Source organism: Mycolicibacter virginiensis (assembly GCF_022374935.2).
Taxonomy (GTDB): Bacteria; Actinomycetota; Actinomycetes; order Mycobacteriales; family Mycobacteriaceae; genus Mycobacterium; species Mycobacterium virginiense.
The window spans coordinates 2,771,129-2,793,681 of record NZ_CP092430.2 but is presented as its reverse complement, the minus strand read 5'-3'; the positions used below and the strand labels follow the sequence as shown (position 1 = coordinate 2,793,681).

General features: G+C 65.7%; 15 protein-coding genes. 13 read left to right on the top strand and 2 right to left on the bottom strand.

The features are described 5' to 3' along the window. The first annotated feature begins 1,239 nt into the window (after positions 1-1,239). The 13 genes from MJO54_RS13335 to MJO54_RS13275 all read left to right on the top strand — a co-directional run bounded on the left by MJO54_RS13335 (position 1,240) and on the right by MJO54_RS13275 (position 18,768). Positions 1,240-1,551: a PE family protein gene (locus MJO54_RS13335; protein ID WP_240175021.1), complete on the top strand. Its 312-nt coding sequence runs from the start codon at positions 1,240-1,242 to the stop codon at positions 1,549-1,551. Then, positions 1,548-3,131 carry a PPE domain-containing protein gene (locus MJO54_RS13330; RefSeq protein ID WP_240175020.1) on the top strand — a complete coding sequence of 528 codons (1,584 nt, stop codon included), beginning with the start codon at positions 1,548-1,550 and terminating at the stop codon, positions 3,129-3,131. The genes MJO54_RS13335 and MJO54_RS13330 overlap by 4 nt, the downstream gene beginning before the upstream one ends. Before the next feature lie 83 nt (positions 3,132-3,214). Beyond that, a complete protein-coding gene (locus MJO54_RS13325; RefSeq protein ID WP_240175019.1) occupies positions 3,215-4,813 on the top strand; it encodes a PPE domain-containing protein in 1,599 nt (532 codons plus the stop codon). Positions 4,814-4,858: 45 nt separating this feature from the next. Then, the gene (locus MJO54_RS13320; protein WP_064891024.1) at positions 4,859-5,152 is read left to right on the top strand and encodes a hypothetical protein; all 294 of its coding nucleotides are present in this window, start codon (positions 4,859-4,861) and stop codon (positions 5,150-5,152) included. A gap of 17 nt (positions 5,153-5,169) precedes the next feature. Beyond that, on the top strand, positions 5,170-5,457 hold the full coding sequence (locus MJO54_RS13315) for a WXG100 family type VII secretion target (protein ID WP_064891026.1): 288 nt from the start codon (positions 5,170-5,172) through the stop codon (positions 5,455-5,457). 141 nt (positions 5,458-5,598) lie between these two features. Continuing rightward, positions 5,599-6,564, top strand: coding sequence for a TauD/TfdA dioxygenase family protein (locus MJO54_RS13310; RefSeq protein WP_046286561.1), 966 nt, complete (start codon positions 5,599-5,601; stop codon positions 6,562-6,564). 50 nt (positions 6,565-6,614) lie between these two features. Next, positions 6,615-8,456 carry a type VII secretion AAA-ATPase EccA gene (eccA, locus tag MJO54_RS13305; protein WP_240175018.1) on the top strand — a complete coding sequence of 614 codons (1,842 nt, stop codon included), beginning with the start codon at positions 6,615-6,617 and terminating at the stop codon, positions 8,454-8,456. Continuing rightward, on the top strand, positions 8,453-10,057 hold the full coding sequence (gene eccB, locus MJO54_RS13300) for a type VII secretion protein EccB (RefSeq protein ID WP_240175017.1): 1,605 nt from the start codon (positions 8,453-8,455) through the stop codon (positions 10,055-10,057). Before eccA ends, eccB begins: the two co-directional genes overlap by 4 nt. Further along, the gene (gene eccCa / locus MJO54_RS13295) at positions 10,054-14,016 is read left to right on the top strand and encodes a type VII secretion protein EccCa (RefSeq protein ID WP_259602739.1); all 3,963 of its coding nucleotides are present in this window, start codon (positions 10,054-10,056) and stop codon (positions 14,014-14,016) included. Before eccB ends, eccCa begins: the two co-directional genes overlap by 4 nt. Positions 14,017-14,056: 40 nt before the next feature. After that, complete coding sequence (eccD, locus tag MJO54_RS13290; protein WP_105294880.1) at positions 14,057-15,448, top strand: type VII secretion integral membrane protein EccD; 1,392 nt, start codon at positions 14,057-14,059, stop codon at positions 15,446-15,448. Next, positions 15,445-16,863: a type VII secretion-associated serine protease mycosin gene (gene mycP / locus MJO54_RS13285; RefSeq protein WP_105294881.1), complete on the top strand. Its 1,419-nt coding sequence runs from the start codon at positions 15,445-15,447 to the stop codon at positions 16,861-16,863. Before eccD ends, mycP begins: the two co-directional genes overlap by 4 nt. Beyond that, positions 16,860-17,858 carry a type VII secretion protein EccE gene (gene eccE, locus MJO54_RS13280; protein ID WP_105294882.1) on the top strand — a complete coding sequence of 333 codons (999 nt, stop codon included), beginning with the start codon at positions 16,860-16,862 and terminating at the stop codon, positions 17,856-17,858. The genes mycP and eccE overlap by 4 nt, the downstream gene beginning before the upstream one ends. A gap of 247 nt (positions 17,859-18,105) precedes the next feature. Continuing rightward, on the top strand, positions 18,106-18,768 hold the full coding sequence (locus tag MJO54_RS13275; RefSeq protein WP_082977485.1) for a hypothetical protein: 663 nt from the start codon (positions 18,106-18,108) through the stop codon (positions 18,766-18,768). On the opposite strand, the gene MJO54_RS13270 is transcribed toward MJO54_RS13275, so the two are convergent. Both MJO54_RS13270 and MJO54_RS13265 read right to left on the bottom strand, forming a co-directional pair. Then, a complete protein-coding gene (locus MJO54_RS13270; RefSeq protein WP_240175015.1) occupies positions 18,765-20,993 on the bottom strand; it encodes an arylsulfatase in 2,229 nt (742 codons plus the stop codon). The genes MJO54_RS13275 and MJO54_RS13270 overlap by 4 nt on opposite strands. 145 nt (positions 20,994-21,138) lie before the next feature. After that, positions 21,139-22,056, bottom strand: a complete 918-nt coding sequence (locus tag MJO54_RS13265) for a bile acid:sodium symporter family protein (RefSeq protein WP_105294884.1) — start codon at positions 22,054-22,056, stop codon at positions 21,139-21,141. Positions 22,057-22,553 lie beyond the last annotated feature (497 nt).

The following is a 22,553-nucleotide window of genomic DNA, read 5'->3' as shown; positions in this document are numbered from 1 at the left end:
CTGGTTTAGCTCAGCGGGAATGCAATCCGGTACACGTCAGTTGCGCCGGCTTTCGGCAGTAGCGTGATCTCGCCATTGCGGCTTGCCGTAAATATGGGCACGATAGGTCTTCGATCCCCGTTGCCGGGCGCAGGAACGGCTCGAAGAACCGTCAATTCAACTGCAGCGCTACCGCATTGGTGCTAGCAACACGGCCGGTGCGTTCCTCGACATAGCTACGTTGGACGTACTACACCGGATTGCTGCGATGGGCAGTCGCTCCGGTAGCTGCCCGACCGGCAAACCGTCGAGGAGGATGACCCGCCGCTGCAGCTCTGTTCTGGGCCGGCCGCCAGCTAGCTACGCTAGCCGCACTACATCGGTGTAGTCGCTTGACCAGCGGGCGCGCGTCGCGGCGTGCTCGGCGCACTGACCCGCCAATTCATGGAGGTCCTGATGGCCGCTCCGACGCAGGCCGCCGGCCGAGTCGTGCCGGGCTGCCAGGAATCGCGGGATCGTCAGCTGAACCGGCAGGGGCGATGTCGCCGCTGCTACCTGTGACACCACGGGACGGGTTACACGTTCGGTGACCCAAGTGGGCACCCACGCCAATATCGTCACGGTCGGTACGCCGTACCCTGACGGCTTCTCAACTTTCGACCGCCTGTCGCGGTACCTACGTTCGCCGTCGACAGCCGCGGCCTCTCTCCGGATCGTCTGACGACCACGGCGGCCGGAGCCTTTGCTCGCGCGCGGCTTTCCGCCGTCGCGCAGCTCCTCGACTCGAAACCGCATGTTCCCGAGTCCATCCCGCTTTCAAAGCGAATCACGCGTACCTCTCGGCATACGCTCATCAACGGTTGTGTAGACGGTAAACCGGTGTAGAACAACGAAAGTCACTGCCGCGTCTGTCTTGGCGTTCTGGCTACCGGCTCCGTAAGAGCTGCCCTTCCGTGACGGATGTGCGTCCAGGCGCGCCAGGATCATCCGATGGTCAAGTGCCGGTGCGCCTTTCGGCACCTGCTGATTCAAACTCAGCGTAAGTCCCTGCTGGGGATTAACATGACCTCTTTGAATTACGAAATACGTTGACGGGCAATGTGTTTCAACTTGGTACGGGCATGCGTCGCGGCTCCGACTTCGCTTGCTGTGGCGCAGCGTCGCCCTGTTCGGTGGTCGACACCTGTGGGTCGTGGTGGTCGTATGAGTACCCACCAGGAAGTCGTTATCGATTCGCCCCAGTACGGAAGGAGATTGGTCATGCCGCTACATGTCGTCCCTGAAGGACTGGCCGCTGCCTGCGCACGCGTGGAAGCGCTGACAGCCAGGCTTGCCGCAGCACACGCCAGTGCGGCGCCGGTGATCACGGCGGTGGTTCCTCCCGCGGCTGACTTGGTATCGGTGCAGAGTGCGGCCACGCTCAGCCTCTTCGGCGGCCGGCATGAAGCGGTAGCGGCCCAGGGCACAGCCGAACTCGGCCGATCGGGGATCGGAGTGGGTGAGGCCGGCGTCAACTACGCCTCGGGCGATGCCGCCGCGGCGTCGGTGTATCCGAATTGGCGGCTTGCGTGACCGCGCCAGCCTGGATGGCGTTGCCGCCGGAGTTTCATTCAGCACTGTTGAGCAGCGGGCCAGGTTCCGGCCCGGTGTTGGCGGCAGCTGGGACATGGAGCTCACTGAGTGCCGACTACGCATCGGCTGCCGAGGAACTCAGCGAGGTGCTGGGGGCGGTAGCGGCCGGAGCCTGGCAAGGACCGAGCGCCGAGTCGTACGCGGCGGCCAATACGCCCTACCTGGCATGGCTGACGCAGGCCAGCGCCAACAGTGCCGTGGTGGCGGCCCAGCATCAGGCCGTGGCTACCGCCTACACCGCCGCGTTGGCGGCGATGCCCACACTGGCTGAACTGACCACAAATCACACGGTTCACGGGGTATTGCTGGCGACGAACTTCTTCGGAATCAACACCGTCCCCATTGCGATCAACGAGGCCGACTACGCGCGGATGTGGGTCCAGGCCGCCACCACGATGAGCACCTACGAGGCGGTCGCGGGCTCGGCCGCGGCGTCAACCCCGGAGACCCCCGTGGCGCCGACGATCCTCAAGTCGGCGGCGCCGGCGGAGACGTCGGATCCGGCGGACCCGTGGGGGCCTGCGCACACCTGGACCGACCCCTTGTTGGAAGGCATCGCGCAGGTGCTGCGATCCGTGGGGATCAACTGGGAACCCGGCGCCGGCACCATCGACGGGCTGCCCTACTCGGCGTACACCAGCCCACTGACTGTGCTGTATTGGGTCAAGAACACCGTGACCCTCATCCAAGAGGTCGACTACGTCATCGCGAACGTGGGCGCTCACCCGGAAGTCGCTCTGCTGCTTCTCAACCCGGCCACTCTCTCGACGTTCTTGATCGCGCATCCACTGGTCGCCATCGAGCTGGGTGCCGCGATAGCCTCCACCCTGACCGCGCCCTTGGCGAGTCTGAGCGCTTTCGCGGCACTGGCAGCCCTGCCGTGGCCGTCCGGCGCACCCATCCTGGTCGACTCGGTTCCCGACGTCGCTTCGGCTCCTGACTCGGTCGCAACGGTCTCCAACCCGCATCTGGTGAGCGTTGCCGGGTCGGTGCCCGCCGCAGGACCCCCTGGGGCCGGGGTGCCGGCGAGCGCTTCGGCCGGTGCAGGGGCCCCAGCGCCGGCGCCGGCGGCAGTCGCGGGAGCGGGAATCGCATTCCCCTACATGATCGGATTCGGTGGCGGTCCTGGGATCGGCTTCGATTCGACCAACCGGACCGGCACCGGCACCGGCGCACGCGCGAAGAGCCCGGCATCGGATTCGGCGGCAGAAGAATCCGCGGCGCGCCGGCAAGCCCGGAAGCGCCGGCGCCGGCGGACGCAGTTGCACGATCACGGCGACCAGTTCGCCGACATGAATGTCGATCCCGAATGGGCATCGCCGGACGACAGCCCGACTGCCTCCCAGGGCAGCGCGGGACAGCTCGGGTTCGGAGGCGGCGCTGTCAAACACGCTGTGCAAGAAGCGGGTTTGACCACTCTAACCGGTGATTCGTTCAGTGGTCTCCCGATTGAACCGTTGATGCCGAGCACCTGGACCGGGCAGTCGAGCGATGGGGCGGATCACCACCGGGATCAGTGATCGTCGCTCAACGCAAGGCAATCGATGTCGATAGGGAGATAGACCGTGAGTTTGTTGGATGCACCTGAACCGGGGTGGCTGGCGTGACCGCGCCGGCATGGATGGCGTTGTCGCCCGAGGTCCATTCAACAATGTTGACCAGCGGGCCGGGCTCGGGCTCGGTATTGGCTGCGGCCGGGACATGGAAAACGCTGAGCGCCGAGTACTCCTCGGCGGCGGTGGAACTCAGTGAGGTGCTGGCAGCGGTGCAGGCCGGGGCATGGCAAGGACCGAGCGCTGAAACCTATGTTGCCGCCAACGCGCCCTACCTGGCGTGGCTGACGCAGGCGAGCGCCGACAGTGCCGCAGCGGCCGCCCAGCATGAGGCCGTGGCGGGTGCCTACATCACCGCGTTGGCAGCGATGCCGACGATGGCGGAACTGGCTGCCAATCACGCCGTTCACGGGATACTGCTGGCGACGAACTTCTTCGGGGTCAACACCGTTCCGATTGCGATCAATGAGGCCGACTACGCGCGGATGTGGGTCCAGGCCGCTACCACCATGAGCACCTACCAGGCGGTCGCGAGCTTGGCTGTCGCCTCAATCCCGCCGACCGCCGTGGCACCGGCGATCCTTAAGTCAGAGGCGCTGGCGGCGCCCACGGACACCTCGGACGACCCGTGGGGTCCCGCCCACACCTGGACCGACCCATTCCTCGAAGGCATCGCGGACTTCATCGATTCGTCCTTGGGCCTGCGCTGGGACCCGGTGACCGGCACCATCGACGGACTGCCCTATAGCTCCTACACCAACCCGTTGACGGTGGCGTACTGGCTCAAGAACACGTTGACTCAGATCCAGGAGATCGACTACATCGTCGCCAATCTCTCGACGAACCCGGAAGTGGGCCTGCTGCTTCTCAACCCGGTGACTCTCGCACCGTGGTTGCTTGCGCACCCGCTGACCGCCATCGAACTGGGCGCCGCGATCTCCTCCAGTCTTGCCGCGCCCTTTGCCAGCATGAGCGCGCTTGCGGCCCTGGCAGCCCTGCCGAAGCCGTTCGAGCTGCCTCTTGTTCTCGACGCGGTTCCTGACGTCGTCGCGGCGCCCGCCGCGTCGGCAGGGACCGGGTCGAACGTGCACGTGGTGAGCGTGGCCGGGTCGGTGCCGGCCACCGGATCCCCCGCGGCCGCCCCGCCTGCCAGCGTCCCCGGCGGTGCGTCACCGCCGGCACCGCCTGCGCCCGCTGCCGCGCCGGCAGTCGCCTTTCCATACATGATCGGATTCGGCGGCGGTCCTGGATCCGGATTCAACTCGAACAACAGGACCGGAAGCGGCACCGGCTCACAGGCGAAGAGCCCGGCATCGGACTCCGCGGCCCAGGAGTCGGCCGCGCGACGTGCGTCGCGGTCACGGCGCCGCCGGCGGACGCAGATTCGCGAGCGCGGCGAGCAATACGCCGATATGAACATCGAAATGGATCCCGAGTTGGGCCCCGAACTGGGTGGTGGCCCAATCGCTTCGCAGGGGAGCGCCGGTGGGCTCGGGTTCGGCGGAAACGTCGTCAAAGACGGTCTGCGGGAAGCCGGATTGGCCACCTTGGCCGGCGACTCGTTCAACGGCGTTCCCAGCGAGCCGCTGCTGCCGGCCAGCTGGACCGGTCAGTCGACCGAAGGAATGGATCGCAACGCAGAAAGCTGATCGACGGTGAACACAAAGCAAGCGATGTGGAAAGGGAGATAAGCGATGAGTTTGTTGGATGCACACATTCCGCAGTTGGTGGCCTCAGAGTCGGCGTTTGGCGCCAAGGCGGCCTTGATGCGGTCGACGATGGCGCAGGCGGAGCAGACGGCGTTGTCGGCGCAGGCGTTTCACGTGGGTGAGTCAGCCGTGGCCTTTCAGGGGTCACACGCCCGGTTTGTCGCGTTGGCGGCGCGGGTGAACGCGTTGCTGGATATGGCGCAGGTCAATTTGGCGGATGCGGGCAGCACCTATGTGGCGGCCGACGCCGCCGCGGCGAGCACCTACACCGGATTCTGACGAGAAAGGATTTTGTGATGTCACAGATTCTGTACAACTACCCGGCGATGCTGGCCCATGCCGCGGAGATGAATGGGCATGCAGCCACATTGCAGGCCGTGGGTGCCGATATCGCCAGTGAGCAGGCGGCGTTGCACGCGGCGTGGCAGGGCGACACCGGACTGACCTATCAGGCGTGGCAGGCGCAGTGGAATCAGGCGATGGAGGAGTTGGTGCGGGCCTACCACGCGATGGCCACCACGCATGAGTCCAACACCTTGGGGATGCTCGCCCGCGACACGGCGGAGGCCGCCCGCTGGGGCTGACGTAGTGCCCGTCCGAAGATCCCGTCAACCGAAAAGAACTCTGCCGAAAACAAATTCACAGCTTGGCGTGTTGGATTTCCCCATCCGCACGCCGGCTTGGACCGCTCAATAACTAGCTAGATCAACAAAGGAGAAAATCTCATGTCCAGCCAATCGTTGTCCACCCGTTCCGACTTGGATGTGGTGAAGCTCGGCGAATACATCGGCGCCCGGATCGACGGAGTCCAGTTGGGCGGTGACTTGGACAACGAGACCGTCACCGCGATCAACGACGCTTTGGTCGCGCATAAGGTCATCTTCTTCCGTGGGCAGCACCATTTGGACGATGTCAGCCAGTTCGAGTTCGCTCAACTGCTGGGGACGCCGACGGCACCCCACCCGCTGTTGCCGGGCGAGGGCGCCATTCTTCCGATCGACTCCTTTGGCGGCACCGCCGCGAACAGCTGGCACACCGACGTCACGTTCGTGGATCGGGCACCCAAGGCGTCACTGCTTCGGGCCGTAGAGCTGCCGCCCTACGGTGGAACCACGCTGTGGGCCAACACGGTTACCGCCTACGAGCAGCTGCCCAATCCGCTGGCCCGGTTGGCGGACGAGCTCTGGGCGGTGCACAGCAACGCCTTCGATTACACGCAGCTCGACCTGACGGACTCCAAGCAGCTTGAGAAGTACGCAGACCTTCTGCAATCCGAGGAGTTTCAGCAGTACATCCAGACGTTCAACTCCACCACGTACGAGACGCAGCACCCTGTGGTGCGGGTGCACCCCGAGAGCGGAGAACGCTCTCTGCTGTTGGGCAACTTCGTGCAACGAATCGCGGATGTCAAGCACTCCGAGTCGCGTGTGCTGTTCCAGCTCTTCCAGGAGCGGATCACTCGACCGGAGAACACCATCCGGTGGAACTGGCAGCTGGGTGACCTGGCGATCTGGGACAACCGGTCCACCCAGCACTACGGAGTCTCCGATTTCGGTCAGGCGCACCGGCGGTTGCACCGGATCACCCTTGCCGGCGACATTCCGGTCAGCGTTCACGGTGAGCGCAGTCGCGTCCTCCAGGGCGACGCTTCGGCGTACTCCGTCATCGGAGAGCCTCGAGCGGTGGCGTAAGCCACCAATCGTTTCGGGCCGTACAGCTTTGAGTGGGAAGTGATTCGAGGATGAATAACCGTGACGTGGGCGTGCTGGAGGCGCGTACTCGCACAACCAAGGTGGATGCCGACATCGTCAGCCGGTTCGCCACCTGCAGTCGAGCGCTGGGTATCGCGGTCCACGGTCGGAAACGGCCCGCCGACCTGGCCGCGGCCCGCGCCGGCTTCGCCGCGCTGACCCGTGTCGCCCACGATCAATGCGATGCGTGGCTGGGACTGGCCGCGGCCGGCGATACCTCGGCACGGGTATTGGAGGCGGTCTGGCGCTCCGAGCTGACGCTGGGTGCTCTGCAGCGGCAACTCGACCTGCAGCACGGTGCGCTGGGCTTCCACTACGACTCTGGCCTGTACCTGCAGTTTCGCGCCACCGATGCCGACGATTTCCAGCTGGCCTATGCCAGCGCGCTGACCGCGGCCGGCCGCTATGGCGAGGCGTACCGACTTGTCACCGAGATCGCGGAGCGCCGACCGGGTTTCCGTGATGCCCGCTGGGTCGCCACGGTGATCCACTATCGCGCCGAGCGCTGGTCGGATGTGGTGAAGCTGTTGACTCCGATCGTCAACGACCCGGAGTTGGACGACTTATTCGCCCACGCCGCCAAGATCGCCCTGGGCAGTGCGCTTGCGAGGCTGGGTATGTATGCCCCGGCGTTGTCGTACCTGGAGGAGCCGGACGGGCCGATCGCGGCCGCGGCCACCGACGGGGCCTTGGCCAAGGGATTGGTTCTTCGTGCGCAGGATGATGAGGAGACCGCGGCTGAGGTTTTGCAAGACCTCTACGCCGCCAACCCGGAGAACGAGCAGATTCAGCAGGCCTTGCTGGACAACAGCTTCGGGATCATCACGACCACCGCGGACCGGATCGCGGCCCGGACCGACCCGTGGGACCCCGGCACCGAACCAAACGAATCCGACTTCATCGATCCTGGCGCGCATGAGCGCAAGGCGGAGTTGCTGGCCGAGGCGGAGCGTGAACTCGGCGAGTTCATCGGGCTTGACGAGGTCAAGGATCAGGTGCAGCGGCTGAAAAGTTCGGTCGCTATGGCCATCCGGCGCGAGCAGCACGGTCTGGCCGTGGCACAGCGCGCCCATCACTTGGTCTTCGCCGGGCCGCCCGGGACGGGTAAGACCACCATCGCCCGTGTGGTGGCCAAGATCTACTGCGGCCTGGGATTGTTGAAGAAGGAGAATGTGCGTGAGGTGCACCGTGCCGACCTGATCGGTCAGCACATCGGTGAGACCGAGGCCAAGACCAATGCGGTGATCGACAGTGCCCTCGACGGTGTGCTGTTTCTCGATGAGGCCTACGCCCTGGTGGCTACCGGCGCCAAGAACGACTTCGGTCTGATCGCCATCGACACCCTGCTGGCGAGGATGGAGAACGACCGCGACCGGCTGGTGGTGATCATCGCGGGTTACCGGGCCGACCTGGACCGGTTCCTGGATACCAACGAGGGTCTGCGGTCACGCTTTTCCCGCAGCATCGACTTCCCGTCCTACACGGCGGGCGAGTTGGTCGAGATCGCCACTGTGATGGCCGAGCACCGGGATAGCGTCTTTGAACCGAGTGCGCAAGAAGACCTGCAGTCGCTGTTCGGTCAGCTGGCCGCGGCGTCGCACCCCGATGCCAATGGTGTCGAACGGCGCAGCCTGGACATCGCCGGCAACGGCCGGTTCGTGCGAAACCTCGTCGAACGCTCCGAGGAGGAGCGCGAATTCCGGCTCGATCATTCCGAACAGGCCGGCACCGAGGCATTCACTGATGAGGAGCTCATGACCATTACTGCCGAAGATGTTCGTAACTCGGTGGCGCCGTTGCTGCGTGGCCTGGGCTTGGAGGCCAAGGTATGAGCGCACATGCGGACCGGTCCGATCTGGCGGAAGACGGGCGGCGCTCGTTCGCGTCGCGAACCCCGGTCAACGAAAATCCCGACCGGGTCGAGTACCGGCGCGGTTTTATCACCAAGCATCAGGTCAGTGGTTGGCGATTCCTGGTGCGGCGGATTGCCTCGGCTCTGGCCCTGCACGACACGCGGATGCTCGTGGAGCCGCTGCGCACCCAGTCCCGTTCGGTGTTGATGGGGGTGGTCCTGTTGGCCACCGGAGTGGTCGGAAGCTTTGCGCTGTCTTTGATCCGACCGGGTGGATCCGCCGGCAACGATCCCGTGTTGGCGGACCGGTCCACGTCGGCACTGTATGTGCGGGTCGGAGATGAGCTGCACCCCGTGCTGAACCTGACCTCTGCGCGGCTGGTCGCTGGTCGTCCGGTGAACCCCACGGCAGTGAGAGCTGCCGTGTTGGACAACTTCCCGCGTGGCAACCTGCTGGGTATTCCGGGAGCGCCGGAGCGGTTGGTGCAAAGCGCAGACGCCGATGCGAACTGGACGGTGTGCGACGCGGTGTCCGGCAGCGCCACGGGCGTGACGGTCATCGCGGGGCGGCTGGACACCGACGGCAGTCGCGCTGACGCCTTGGGAACGCAGCAGGCGGTGCTGGTCGACAACGGTGCCGGTGCTTGGCTGTTGTGGAACGGCAAGCGCAGCCGGATCGACCTCGACGATCGGGCCGTCACCGCCGCGCTGGGCTTGGATGCCGGTGCATCCAAGCCTCGGCCGATCGCTCCTGGACTGTTCAATGTGATTCCGGAGGCGCCGGCACTGGTGGCGCCGGTGATCCCCGATGCCGGCAGCCCGCTGCCGTTCGCGTTGCCGGTGCCGGTTTCCATCGGCTCGGTGGTCGTGGCGCATGAGATCGACGACAGTTCCGACACCGCCTTGCGCTATTACGCGGTGTTATCCGATGGGTTGCAGCCGATTTCTGGGGTGTTGGCGGCGGTGTTGCGTAACAGTGATTCGCAGGGTTTGGATCGGCCGCCGGTGTTGGGTGCTGATGATGTTGCGCGGTTGCCGGTTTCGCGGCAGTTGGATGTGTCGCGTTTTCCGGAGCAGCCGGTGAAGGTGGTTGATGCGGTGTCGGCGCCGGTGACGTGTGCGCATTGGAGTAAGCCTGTTGGTGCGTCGACGAGTTCGTTGACGTTGTTGTCGGGTTCGACGTTGCCGTTGCGTGAGGGTGTGCGCACTTTGGATTTGGTGGGCGCGGGAGTGGGTGGCACCGCGGCACGTGTCGCGCTGGCGCCGGGCAGTGGCTATGTCGCACAAAGCGTGGGGCAAAGCCCAGCATCGTCGCCGGCTGGATCGTTGTTTTGGATCTCGGACACCGGTGTGCGCTACGGAATCAGTAGCGAGAGCGATGCGGACACGATTTCTGCTTTGGGTTTGAGTGAGCCGGCTGTGCCGATTCCGTGGTCGGTGTTGTCGCAGTTTGCTGTTGGTCCTGTGTTGTCGCGGGCGGATGCGTTGTTGGCGCATGACGGGTTGGCGCCGGATTCGCGTCCGGGGCGTCGTGTTGCTGGTGAGTTGGGTGGCGTTTCTAGTGTTGGAGAGTCGCGATGAGTCGTTTGATTTTTGAGGCCCGTCGTCGGCTTCCGGTGCCGCCTGTTGATCGGGGCACGATCACGATTGAGCCGCCGCCGGAGTTGCCGCGGTTGGTTCCGGCGTCGTTTTTGCAGCGGGCGTTGCCGGTGGTGATTGTGATTTTGATTGTGGGCATGGTGATTGCCATGGTCGCGACGGGGATGCGGTTGGTGTCTCCGGTGATGTTGTTCTTCCCGTTTGCGTTGTTGGTGGCTGCGGCCGGTATTTATCGGGGTGGGGATAAGAAGGCCCGCACGGTTGAGGTGGATGCCGAGCGGGCGGATTATCTGCGGTATTTGTCGGTGGTTCGCGACAATATTCGCGGCTTGGCGGCTAAGCAGCGGGCGGCCGCGCAGTGGTCGCATCCGGATCCGGTGGATTTGGTGGCGGTGCCGGGTTCGCGGCGGCAGTGGGAACGCGATCCGCATGATGAGGATTTCTTGGTGGTACGCACGGGCCGGCATGCGGTGGGGTTGGCTAGTGCGGTGCGGGTCACCGATACCGCTGATGAGATTGATTTGGAGCCGGTCTCGCATTCGGCGTTGCGGAGTTTGTTGGATACCCAGCGCACGGTGCGTGATGTGCCGGTGGGTATGGATGTGACGAAGCTGTCAAGGGTCACGGTGCTCGGTGAGGGCGAGCACGCCGCTGATGAGGTGCGGGCGGCGGTGCGGGCGTGGGTGGCCCAAGCGGTGACGTGGCATGACCCGACGGTGTTGGGGGTGGCGTTGGCGTCGCCGGAGCTGGAGACGCCGGCGTGGTCGTGGTTGAAGTGGTTGCCGCACACCGATATCGCCGGCGCTGTTGATGGGGTGGGCCCGGCCCGCTATTTGGCGGCCAGTGGTGAGGAACTGGCGGGCTTGTTGGCCCCGGTGCTCGCGGGCCGCCCGCCGTTTACCGGTGAGACCGGTGAGTCGGGTCGGCATGTGTTGGTGATCATTGATGACCCTGAGTTTGATGTGGCGGCCTCGGTGTTGGGGGCTGCGCGTGCCGGGGTGACGGTCATCGTGCGGTCGACGGCGGCGCCGAACCGGGAGCAGTATGGCGATCCGGAGCGCCCGATTTTGCGGATCACTGCCGGTGGGGCGGCGATTGATCGGTGGCAGTCGGGCGGCTGGGCGCGTTATGTCGATGCCGCGGATGCGTTGGGGGCCCCGGAGGCGGCGCATGTGGCGCGGCGGTTGTCGCGGTGGGATTCCAATCCGACGCATGCCGGGTTGCGGTCGGCGGGCACCCGGGGTGCCACCTTCACCACGTTGTTGGGTATTGCGGATGCCTCACGCCTGGATGTGCCGGCATTGTGGGCACCGCGCACCCGCGAGGAAGAACTACGCGTGCCCATTGGGGTGACCGCGACCGGGGAGCCGTTGTTGTTCGATCTCAAGGATGAGGCCGAGGGCGGGATGGGTCCGCACGGGTTGATGATCGGGATGACCGGCTCGGGCAAATCGCAGACGTTGATGGCGATTTTGTTGTCGTTGTTGACCACGCATTCGGCGGATCGGTTGATCGTGATCTACGCCGACTTCAAGGGCGAGGCCGGCGCGGACATTTTCCGGCATTTCCCGCAGGTCGTTGCGGTGATCTCGAACATGGCCGAGAAGAAATCCTTGGCGGATCGGTTCGCCGACACGTTGCGTGGTGAGGTGGCGCGGCGGGAGTTGTTGCTGCGGGAGGCGGGCCGCCGGGTTCAGGGCAGTGCCTTTAACTCGGTGACCGAGTATGAGGCCGCGATCGCTGCCGGCCATGATTTGGCGCCGATCCCGACGTTGTTCATCGTCGCTGACGAGTTCACGTTGATGTTGGCCGATCACCCCGAGTACGCCGAATTGTTTGATTATGTGGCGCGCAAGGGCCGCTCGTTTCGTATCCATATCTTGTTTGCCTCGCAGACGTTGGATGTCGGCAAGATCAAAGACATCGACAAGAACACCTCGTATCGGATCGGGCTGAAAGTCGCTTCGCCGAGTGTGTCTCGCCAGATCATCGGGGTCGAGGACGCCTATCACATCGAGGCGGGCAAAGAACACAAAGGTGAGGGCTTTTTGGTGCCCGCCCCGGGGGCGGCACCGATCAAATTCCGCTCCACCTATGTCGATGGGATTTATGACCCGCCACGGCAATCGCGGGCGGTGGTGATGCATGCACTGCCCGAACCGAAACTGTTCACCGCCGGCGCGGTCGACGCCGGGCACGAAACCACCCTCGTGGGTGAGATCGATGAGGAGGTGGTGGGTCCACCGCGCAAGCTGATCGCCACCATCGGCGATCAGTTGGCCAACTACGGCCCGCAAGCCCCCGCATTGTGGTTGCCGCCCCTGGATGAGCCGATCCCGCTGGCGGCGACATTGGCTTCCGCGGGGATCGCCGAGCGGGCGTTGCGGTGGCCGCTGGGGCAGATCGACAAACCCTTTGAGATGCGCCGGGATCCGCTGGTCTTCGATGCCCGCTCCGCGTCGGGGAACCTGCTCATCCACGGTGGCCCCAAGTCCGGTAAAACCACCGCATTGCAGACGTTCATTCTGTCGGCGGCGAGTCTGCATTCGCCGCGGGAGGTCACGTTCTACTGCCTCGATTACGGCGGCGGGCAGTTGCGGGCCCTCGACGGTCTGGCCCATGTGGGCAGTGTCGCCTCCGGCCTGGAGCCCGAGAAGATCCGCCGCACCTTCGGCGAACTCGAGCAGTTGTTGACGGCACGGCAGCAGCGCGAAGCGTTCCGTGATGGCAGCATCGGCTCGCTCAACGACGGCTACGGTGAAGTGTTTTTGGTCATCGACAACCTGTATGCCTTCAGCCGCGACAACACCGATGCGTTCAACACCCGCAATCCGCTGTTGGCCAAGGTCACCGAACTGGTCAACGTCGGCCTGGCCTACGGCATCCATGTGGTCGTGACGACGCCGAGCTGGCTGGAAGTGCCGTTGGCCATGCGCGATGGCCTCGGTTTGCGCCTGGAGCTCAAGCTGCATGATGCCCGCGACAGCAACGTCCGGGTGGCTGGGGCGTTGACCCGTCCGGCCGAAGCGGTGCCGGCCAATCAGCCCGGTCGTGGTCTGACGATGGCCGCCGAGCACTTCCTGATCGCCGCACCCGATTTGGGGCAGATCGAGGCGATCAACGCCCGCCATCCCGGATTGGCCGCACCCCCGGTGCGGTTGTTGCCGACCAACCTGGCACCCGAAGAAGTCGGGGTGCTCTATCCCGCGGTCGATCATGTCGTGGTCGGGGTGCGCGAAGAAGACCTGGCACCAGTGCCAGTGGACTTCACCACCAACCCACTGCTGCTGGTACTCGGCGACGCCAAGTCCGGTAAAACGACCTTGCTGCGCCACATCATCCGCACCGTGCGGGAGCACTCCACCGCCGATCAGGTGGCATTCACCGTGCTGGATCGGCGCCTGCACCTCGTGGATGAACCCTTGTTCGCCGACAATGAGTACACCGCGAACGTGGATCGGGTCATCCCAGCCATGCTCGGCCTATCAGCGTTGATCGGATCCCGGCGGCCCCCCGCAGGATTGTCGGCGGCGGACCTGGCCGCCTGGAGCTACGAAGGCCACACCCACTACCTGATCATCGACGATGTCGATGCCATCCCCGACACCCCAGCCCTGACCGGCCCCTATGCCGGGCAACGGCCGTGGACCACCCTCATCGAATTGCTCTCACAAGCAGGCGATCTGGGGTTGCGGGTCATCGTCACCGCACGCGCTACCGGCTCGGCACACGCGTTGATGACCAACCCGCTACTGCGGCGCCTCAACGACCTGCAAGCCACCACCCTCATGCTCTCCGGCAACCCCGCCGACAGCGGCAAAATCCGCGGCCAACGCTTCGCACGCCTACCCGCAGGACGCGCAATCCTACTGGCCGACAACGACGAACCCACCTACCTACAACTAGTCAACCCGCAATTCAGCCAAACCTTGACGCGCTAGGAGAAGAACCCATGTCCCTTCTGAAGCTGAGGACCCCTTGATGGCCAACGCTGTGATACCGATCGTGCGGATAGCTGTCCTGGCCGAGAGTCGGCTGACGGAGATTGCTCTGCCCGCGGACCTACCGCTACGCGAAATCCTGCCCACCGTCCAGCGCTTGGTCGTGCCGACCGCTCCCGATGAGGCTAACGATGGTGCCGGCAACACCGACCGGCTCAGCCTTGCGCCGATCGGCGGCGCACCGTTCAGCCTGGATGCCAGCCTGGACACCGTCGGCGTGGTCGACGGGGACCTGCTGGCCCTGCAGCCGGTGCCTGCCGGTCCCTCGGCGCCCGGCATCGTCGAAGACATCGCGGATGCCGCGGTGATCTTCTCGGCCTCCCGGCGCAAGCCTTGGGGCCCGCGGCACATCGGGACCGGAGCGCTCGCGGCCGCTGTCGGATTGATCTTGACGGCAACGGGTTTAGCCGTCACCTATCGGGTGGTCACCGGCGCGCCGGCAGGGCTGTTGGCGGCCGGCACCATCGCCGTACTTGCCGTACTCGCCGCGCTCTTCGCACGCCGACCGTATGACGGAGCGTTGTCCATCGCCGCGCTGGCGCCGATCGCCTCCGCACTGGCCTTGGCGGTACCGGGGCAGTTCGGTCCGGCACAGCTGACCCTGGGAGCCGCCGGCATTACTGCGTGGTCGTTGATTCGCGTTATCGGCTCGCGCCGCGACCTCGGATTCTTCACGGCAACAACCGTGGTCGGTGGCGGCGTTGCGCTGGCGGCGGCGGTCGAGGCACTGTGGCCGCTGCCGCTGCGTAGCATCGGCGGTGGCCTGGTGGTGCTGGCCCTGTTGCTCACTGTCTCGGCACCGCAACTGTCTGCGCTGTGGGCACGGCTGCCGCTGCCGGTCATCCCCGCGCCCGGAGACCCGACTCCGGCAGCTCCGTCACTACGGGTGTTGGAGGACCTGCCCCGTCGCGTACAAGCCAGCGAGAAGTACCAAACCGGATTCATCGCCGGTGGCGTGCTGATCGGCGCTCTTGGCTCGTTTGCCATTGCCGCGCAACCCGAAACGGTTCCGGCGTGGGGGTGGTACGTGGTGGTGGCCAATGCGGTCGCGGCCGCACTGCGCGCACGCGTGTGGGATTCCGCCGCCAGCAAAGCCTGGCTGCTGGCCCAGCCGTACCTGCTGACGGTCGCGCTGCTGGTGCTCTACGGTGCAACGGGCCGCTACCTTGCTGTGTTGATCGCGGTGGGGGTCCTGGCCAGCTTGGTGTCGGTATGGGTGCTGGCCTCCGTGATTCCGGCCATCGCCGATCCGCACAGCTATTCGTTGCCGGTGCGCCGGCTGGTCGGTTTCGTTGCCTCCGGTCTGGACGCATCGCTGATACCGGTAATCGCCTACCTGGTCGGCATTTTCGCCTGGGTCCTCGATCGATGAGCCGTTCCCGAATCGGCCCGGCGCCCGGGTACTCCCGGGCGATCCGGCTCGGCGGCGCCGCCGGGGTCCTGGTCGCGGCCCTGTGGACATCCCCGCCGGTCTTGGCGATCACCCCGCCGACCGTAGACCTGGGCGTCGTAAGGCCCAGCGGCACTCCGGGGCCGGTGCAAGCCACACGGCAGAACAGCGAGTGCGGCACCACCGAGATCATCGCCGGCACCGATCTCAAGGAACCGGATGCCGCGCAACGTCAAATCGATCTAGCCGCTGCGTGGCAGTTCGCTCGCGGCGACGCCCAAACCGTGGCCGTCATCGACACCGGGGTGCGGCCCGGCCCGCGCCTTCCTGCCGTTGAGGCCGGTGGCGACTACATCGGCACCACCGACGGCCTTACCGACTGCGACGGGCACGGAACACTGATCGCCGGGCTCATCGCCGGCCAGCCCGGCGACGACGGTTTCAGCGGCGTCGCGCCGGCGGCCCGGCTGCTGTCGCTGCGCGCCACGTCCGCAAAGATCACACCGGCAGCCTTCAACGGTGATCCGGAGTTGGCGCAGGCGGCCTTCACTGTGACGGCCCTGAGTCGGGCGATCGTGCACGCCGCGGATCTCGGCGCACGGGTGATAGCAGTCTCTGCCGTGCATTGCGTGCCCGCCGACCGCAACGTCGACCAGTCCGAACTCGGCGCGGCCATTCGCTATGCGGCGGTCGACAAGGACGCCGTGGTGATCGCCGCGGCCGGCGACAGCGGTGCCACCGGGTCGGCTGGCGGTGGAACCGGTTGCCAGTCCAACCCGCTGACCGACCTGAGCCGACCGGACGACCCGCGCAGTTGGGGGACCGTCGCATCGGTGTCGATCCCGTCGTCCTGGCAGCCTTATGTGCTGTCGGTGGCATCGCTGGCACCCGACGGCCAGCCCTCCAAGTTCACCACGGCCGGGCCGTGGGTCGGTCTCGCCGCACCTGGCGAGAACATCGTGTCGGTGAGCAACCGCGATGACGGCGGCCTCGCCAACGCGCTGCCCGGTGCTAGGCAGAAACTGGTGCCGCTCAGCGGTACCGGTTACGCATCGGGCTACGTGGCCGGCGTCGCGGCGCTGGTTCGGAGCCGGTATCCGGAACTGAGCGCGGCGCAGGTGATCCACCGGCTCAGCGCCACCGCGCACAACACGGCCCGCGCGCCGTCCAACATCCTTGGCGCCGGATCTGTCGATCCGGTGGCGGCGCTGACCTGGCAGCTGCCGGCCGGTTCCGTCCCGGACGCGGAGCCGGTGAAACGGGTGGCCCCGCCTCCGCAACCGGAACCGAAGAACTACACGCCGCAGCTCGTCGCATTGGGCGGCGCAGCGGCACTGGGATTGGCCGTCGGCGCCGCCGCAATCGCGGCACGCCGGAGAAAGGAGACCGCCCTGTGAGTACCCACCGATCACCCTGGCCCGGTACCGGCCGAATCGCCGTGGTGCTTTTCGCTGCGGTGGCCCTGGCTGCCGCCTACCCCTGGCACGCGGCACGCGAGCGTTGGGTGCTGGGCGTCGGCATCCCCGTCGTAGCGGTCTTATTGACGCGATGGCGTGGGTTACCCGTGACGACGCTGCTGCGGCGCCGAGTCGCGCTCAACCGCGGCAAGCACGGGGAACGCCGATCCCGCAGGACGGTCACCGACCCGCGGGTCACTGCGCTGCTGAACGTCGCGGCGCCGCAGGAAGACACCGATGCGCTTCCGCTGCCGCTGATCGTCCGCTACCTGGACCGTTACGGCCTGCGGGCCGACACGATCCGGGTCACCAGCCGCGACTTCGGAGACCAGGCCGGCGCACGGGAGCGGACCACGTGGATCGGGCTGACCTTCTCCGCCGTCGACAATCTCGCTGCGCTGCAAGCACGTTCCGCAGAGATCCCCTTGGACAAGACCGCTGCGGTCGTGGCACGTCGACTCGCCGATCACCTCCGGGAATCCGGTTGGGCGGCCAGCGCCGTCGAGCCCGACGATGTCCCGCGTCTGGACTCCGCAGGCTCCCGCGAGACCTGGCACGGGATTGTGCAGGAAAGTGGCGATCACCTTGCCGCATACCGGCTTACCCCCGGGCACGACCTGCCGGACCTGCTCGCGAAGGTCTGGGCCTACCCGGCGCCTGAAACCTGGACAGCGCTGGAGCTTGCCGGCGCCGGCGACGACCAGACGCTGGCGTTCGCGGCCGCATTCCGCACCGGAGCCCAAGCCGGCGCCGGTGGACCGCTGCCCGGACTGAGTCCGCAACCAGGAGTCCAACGCTCGTCGCTGGCGGCCTTGCACCCGTCGTCGGTGCAGCGCTTGGACGGCCATGCCGTCGTGGCCCGCGACTGGCTGACACGGCTCCGGTGGCCCAGCAGCACCGCCCGACGTTCGCCGGCCGACGCCATCGTGGGCTGAACAGCAGTTGACCTTGACCGCGGCGGGCCGCTGAATGCATTGCGGTTGATCCCCACGTAATCGGACCCTCGAGCGATACCGACTACCCGCCACCGAGTCAGTCGGCACTGGCCTTGGAGACAAACGGGGTGGCTATTCTTTGCCGATGGAAAGCCAAGCATCCGGTAGCCAAGGGCCATCCTCTGAGGAACTGCCAGAGCAGCCGCGAAGTGACGCTGCCACCCAGCCGGCACGCCCTCGGCTTCCCGTGGCCATTGCTGCCGCCGCGATCGTGATGGCCATTGCGCTGACCGCCGCTGTGCTGGTCGCCGCTGCGCTGATTGCGAGGCGCAGCGGCCATGATGAGCCAGCTGGCGAAGCATCTGACAGCCCGTTGTCGAGCAGATGCACGCCTAGCACCGTGCCGCTCGCCAACCTGGACCACCGCGCCGCCGACGAGCCCAGGCTGGCGTTGCCCCAACCCTACGGCTGGGTCTTTGACGCCGTGGGCCAGCCGAGGCCGCCAATAGTTCGCGCGGTGATGGCTGGCCGAGAATTGGGTGCCTACGGTTTCATGCCGAACACCGTTGTGACTCTTGAAAACCTCACCGATAAGGTCGGACTCAGAACTCCCCAAGACGCACTCGAGTGGGAAAGCGCCGGCATAACCGACATTGTTGACCAGAGTCGCGGCGTTATTTGCGGCTATCCCGCCGTTATCATTGCCTACAACGCCGCCGACGAAGGCCCCGGCGGCATGGCCCTTCGCAGTCGTGAGGTTACCTGCCTGATAGTTGCGGGTCAGGACAGTGGAAACAGGCTGTGGGCCGCCACGGTCACTATTCAGAGCAGGGATCCCAGTAACCCGGCCTACGTGACCGCAAAACACGCAATACTCACTGGCTTCCAGTTCGCCTTCGCCGGCGACTAGTCGGATTGCAGGGCGATGCGCAGCGCGTCGATCTGGTCGAGTTCGGCTTGCCCGGCCTGCACGTGGACGGCATGCAAAGAGCCATTCCAGGCAAAGGGTGGCTGGTAGTCATCGGCGACCGGCAGGCCGCGGTCGTAGCCGAGGGTGAGGTGGGTGCCACCGTGCTGCCAGATGAACGGAAGCGCGTGTTCGGTCGTCGTGCTCGCGACAACGGTGTCGTCGACGACGGCGTCGACGGCGACGCCCCCGGACACCAGGCGCAGCACGCAGCCGATGAGGTGACGCCCGGGCGGCACGTGCTGCTCGGACCGAAGCTGCAGGGTGCCACTGGGCAGCGCGACGGCAACATGCAACCTGCCATCAATGACGTAGGCGGCCAAGCCGCCGTTGCGGTCACCGATGGCAAACAACACTCCGCTGGCCGCATCCTGCTGCGGCACATCCACATCGGCGAGGATGTGACCACCGCCGGCCAGCATCGGCAGCGCCTCATCGAGCACCGGACCGGCCTGCGGATAGAGCGTGACCTTCAGGCCAACCGGGTACTGCGGCTGCGCTACGGCAGTCAATCGCCCGATCAGCGAGTCAAGCAGCGGCAGAACATTGTTGGCGGCAGCTTCCTGCGACCACTGCTCCGGTAGCTGCTCGACTATGTCGGGATGTTGGTCTGCGAGATCGTCAGACTCCGAGAAGTCCTCGTCGAGGCGGAACAGCGACCAGCGATCGGTCTCAAAGTCGCGGCTTCCGGTCAGCAGTGAGTCCTCGTCCATCACACCGACCGGAACGTGATCGGTGGTCGCCTTCCAGCCGTCGGCGAAGATCGCCCGCGAGCCCATCATCTCGAAGTACTGCAGCGAACGCGGGTTGGGTGCCGCAGGATCGGTGAACGAGGGCAACAGGCTGGCCCCCTGAACGGGCTGTTGTGCAATACCGTCGACGGAGTCCGGGACGGCCACGCCGCACGCATCGAGCACGGTCGGCAGGACGTCGATCGCATGGGCGAACTGTCCACGGATCTCGCCGCCCTCACGAATCTTCTTGGGCCAGTGCGCGATGAACGGGACCCGGGTGCCGCCGAGCCAGGTGTAGCGCTTCCACAACCGAAATGGCGTATTGCCGGCCCACGCCCAGCCCCACGCGTAGTGCGGATAGGTGCGTGGTCCGCCCCACTCGTCGAGCTGCGCGAGGTTCTCGGCGAGGTCATCGCGTACCCGATGGGTGAACCGATGCTCATTGACGGTCCCGGAAACCCCGCCCTCGGCGCTGGCGCCGTTGTCAGACATCAGCAGGATCAACGTGTTGTCGAGCACCCCGATGCGCTCAAGGGTGTCGACCAGCCGGCCGATCTGCGCATCGGTGTGGCTGAGGAACCCGGCGTAAACCTCATGCATGCGGGCGTACAGGAGGCGCTCGTCCGCGCTGAGATCGTCCCAGGCCGGAACCCAGGGCGGCCGTGGGGTCAAGGAGGTGGTGGCCGGGACTACTCCGGACTGCACTTGACGAGCGAACAGCTCGTCACGCCAGCGATCCCAGCCGACGTCGAACTTGCCGGCGTAGGCATCAGCCCATGAGCGCTCCACGTGGTGCGGCGAGTGCATCGCTCCCGGCGTGAAATAGAGGAAGAAAGGTTTGCCAGGGGCGCTGGCCTGTTGGCTTAGCACCATCCGGATCGCTTCGTCGGCGAGATCTTCGGTCAGGTGGTAGCCCTCATCGGGCCGGGCAGGTGCTTCGACGAACGAATTGTCGCGAACCAGTTCCGGCGCCCATTGATTGGCGTCGCCCCGGAGAAATCCGTAGTAGCGTTCGAACCCCAAACCCAGCGGCCATTGGTCGTAGGGTCCAGCTCCGCCACGCTCACCTCGCGGTACCAAATGCCATTTGCCGGTTGCCAATGTGCTCCAACCCGCGTCTCGCAGGATTCGTGGGAGCGTCGCCGCCGAGCGGGGAATGTGTGCGGTGTACCCGGGATGCGTGGTTGGCAGATCTGCAAGGAAGCCCATTCCCACTGCGTGGTGGTTGCGGCCGGTCAGCAGCGCGGCCCGGGTCGGGGAGCACAGGGCCGTCACGTGAAACCGGTTGTAGCGCAGGCCTCCTGCGGCCAGGCGGTCGACGGTCGGAGTCGAGATGTCTGAGCCGTAGCAGCCGAACTGGGCGAAGCCGAGGTCATCGAGCAGGATCACCACGACATTGGGCGCATCCTGTGGGGGGCGCTGGGGCTGGCTCATCTCGATGTCGCCTTTCGCTATGACCTGCGTGTACTCGATATTGCGAATCGCACGGGCGGTGGGTAATTCGACTGACTGAAGCTGTAATCGATCCTGACTGGAGCGGCCTAGCCGGCCACCGCTTCTGCATGCCGGCCGGGCACCGTCATCGGGCTTGGATGACAGCGCTTGGTCGGCTGCGGAAGCGGCGCCGTTCCGGGCGTTCCGGGCGGTACGCGGGATCGAAGCGGCGAACCGTAACGACAAGCAGCAGGGCGATGATGGGCGCGATGACGCCGTACAGTGCCGGCACGGTCCCGATTTCGGCGCTGTCGAGGAGCTGCGGACTCAGGGCTATCGCGGTGGCCACCATTGCGTTGTGCATCCCGATCTCGAGGCTGATGGCAATCGCCTGCCGCGGAGCGAGTTTCATCCATCGAGGCACCAGATAGCCGACGGTCAAGCTCACGGTGGCGAAGGACACGACGGCGCCACTGAGTGCGCCGAGGTTGTTGAGCAGTGTCGTTTGCCCCCCGACGATTGCGGCAATGGAGATCGCGACCAGCAGCGTGGCCGCGGCGACTCGGACTGGCCGCTTCAAGCGGCGGGCCAGCTCGGGGAAGCGTTCGCGAATGGCGACCCCAATAGCCGTGGGAATGAGGACCAGGCCGACCACTGCGACGAACTTGTCCAGCTGCAGCGGAATCGTCCTGCCCTCGCCGGTGAACCAGTTGATTGAGAATGCCAGGATCGCTGGTAGGGAAGCGATCGAGATCACGGCGTTGATCGCGGTTAGGGTGAGATTGAGTGCCAGGTCGCCATTGACCAAGTGGCTGAACACATTGGCCAACAGGCCGCCTGGGACGGCGGATATCAACATGAGTCCCACCGCGAGCTTCGGCGGGAGGTTGAACGCTTCGGCGATGAGCAGGCAGAGGGCCGGCAGGGCTACCGCCTGGCAGACCAGGGCGACCGCCAGTGGGCGCTTCAGGGCGGCGGCTCGCCGGAAGTCGGCGACGGTGAGGGTCATTCCCAGCGCGAGCATGGCCGTCACGACGACCAATGGGAAGAACCGGTTATCCATGAATGCTCCGCGATGTTCGTGCGCCGATGCCATAACGGTTGGGCGGCCGCGGGCCTCGGCGCGATGATGCAGTGATTGCTCAGCTTGCCGCAGCCGGTCGAAATCCGGCTCGAAGATCCGGGTTCTCGCAAGGCCGGGTGGGGCTCCCCGGCGACGTGCTGAGCAAACGGATTCGACGCTGAACCTCGAACTTCGATGACGACACGAGTCACCGCGATCCGCTCCGGACGTCCGCCATGCCGACCGCCTTGTGCGTGGCCGCACACCATGGCAGATCCTTGCCGTTGAGACGGTGGATCATGCGGAGATGCGATATTCGATAGCAGGTGTAATTGCCAGTGCGCCAACGCAATAACCTGAGAAACAGCGATACGGCGGTGAAGTCCGCCTACATCGCAGTCCCGCACGGATGTGCCGTCGTGTCCGCGCGGCATCCTTGCGCCGGCCCATGGCGGCGGTTCCAACATGACGACGGCAATGGCCGGCTGACGCTCGCA

Bases quoted from the DNA above. Each gene is read 5' to 3' on its own strand.
- MJO54_RS13335 (WP_240175021.1), top strand. From the start codon at position 1,240: ATGCCGCTACATGTCGTCCCTGAAGGACTGGCCGCTGCCTGCGCACGC.
- MJO54_RS13320 (WP_064891024.1), top strand. From the start codon at position 4,859: ATGAGTTTGTTGGATGCACACATTCCGCAGTTGGTGGCCTCAGAGTCG.
- MJO54_RS13315 (WP_064891026.1), top strand. From the start codon at position 5,170: ATGTCACAGATTCTGTACAACTACCCGGCGATGCTGGCCCATGCCGCG.
- MJO54_RS13310 (WP_046286561.1), top strand. From the start codon at position 5,599: ATGTCCAGCCAATCGTTGTCCACCCGTTCCGACTTGGATGTGGTGAAG.
- eccA (WP_240175018.1), top strand. From the start codon at position 6,615: ATGAATAACCGTGACGTGGGCGTGCTGGAGGCGCGTACTCGCACAACC.
- eccB (WP_240175017.1), top strand. From the start codon at position 8,453: ATGAGCGCACATGCGGACCGGTCCGATCTGGCGGAAGACGGGCGGCGC.
- eccCa (WP_259602739.1), top strand. From the start codon at position 10,054: ATGAGTCGTTTGATTTTTGAGGCCCGTCGTCGGCTTCCGGTGCCGCCT.
- eccD (WP_105294880.1), top strand. From the start codon at position 14,057: ATGGCCAACGCTGTGATACCGATCGTGCGGATAGCTGTCCTGGCCGAG.
- mycP (WP_105294881.1), top strand. From the start codon at position 15,445: ATGAGCCGTTCCCGAATCGGCCCGGCGCCCGGGTACTCCCGGGCGATC.
- MJO54_RS13270 (WP_240175015.1), bottom strand. From the start codon at position 20,993: ATGAGCCAGCCCCAGCGCCCCCCACAGGATGCGCCCAATGTCGTGGTG.
- MJO54_RS13265 (WP_105294884.1), bottom strand. From the start codon at position 22,056: ATGGATAACCGGTTCTTCCCATTGGTCGTCGTGACGGCCATGCTCGCG.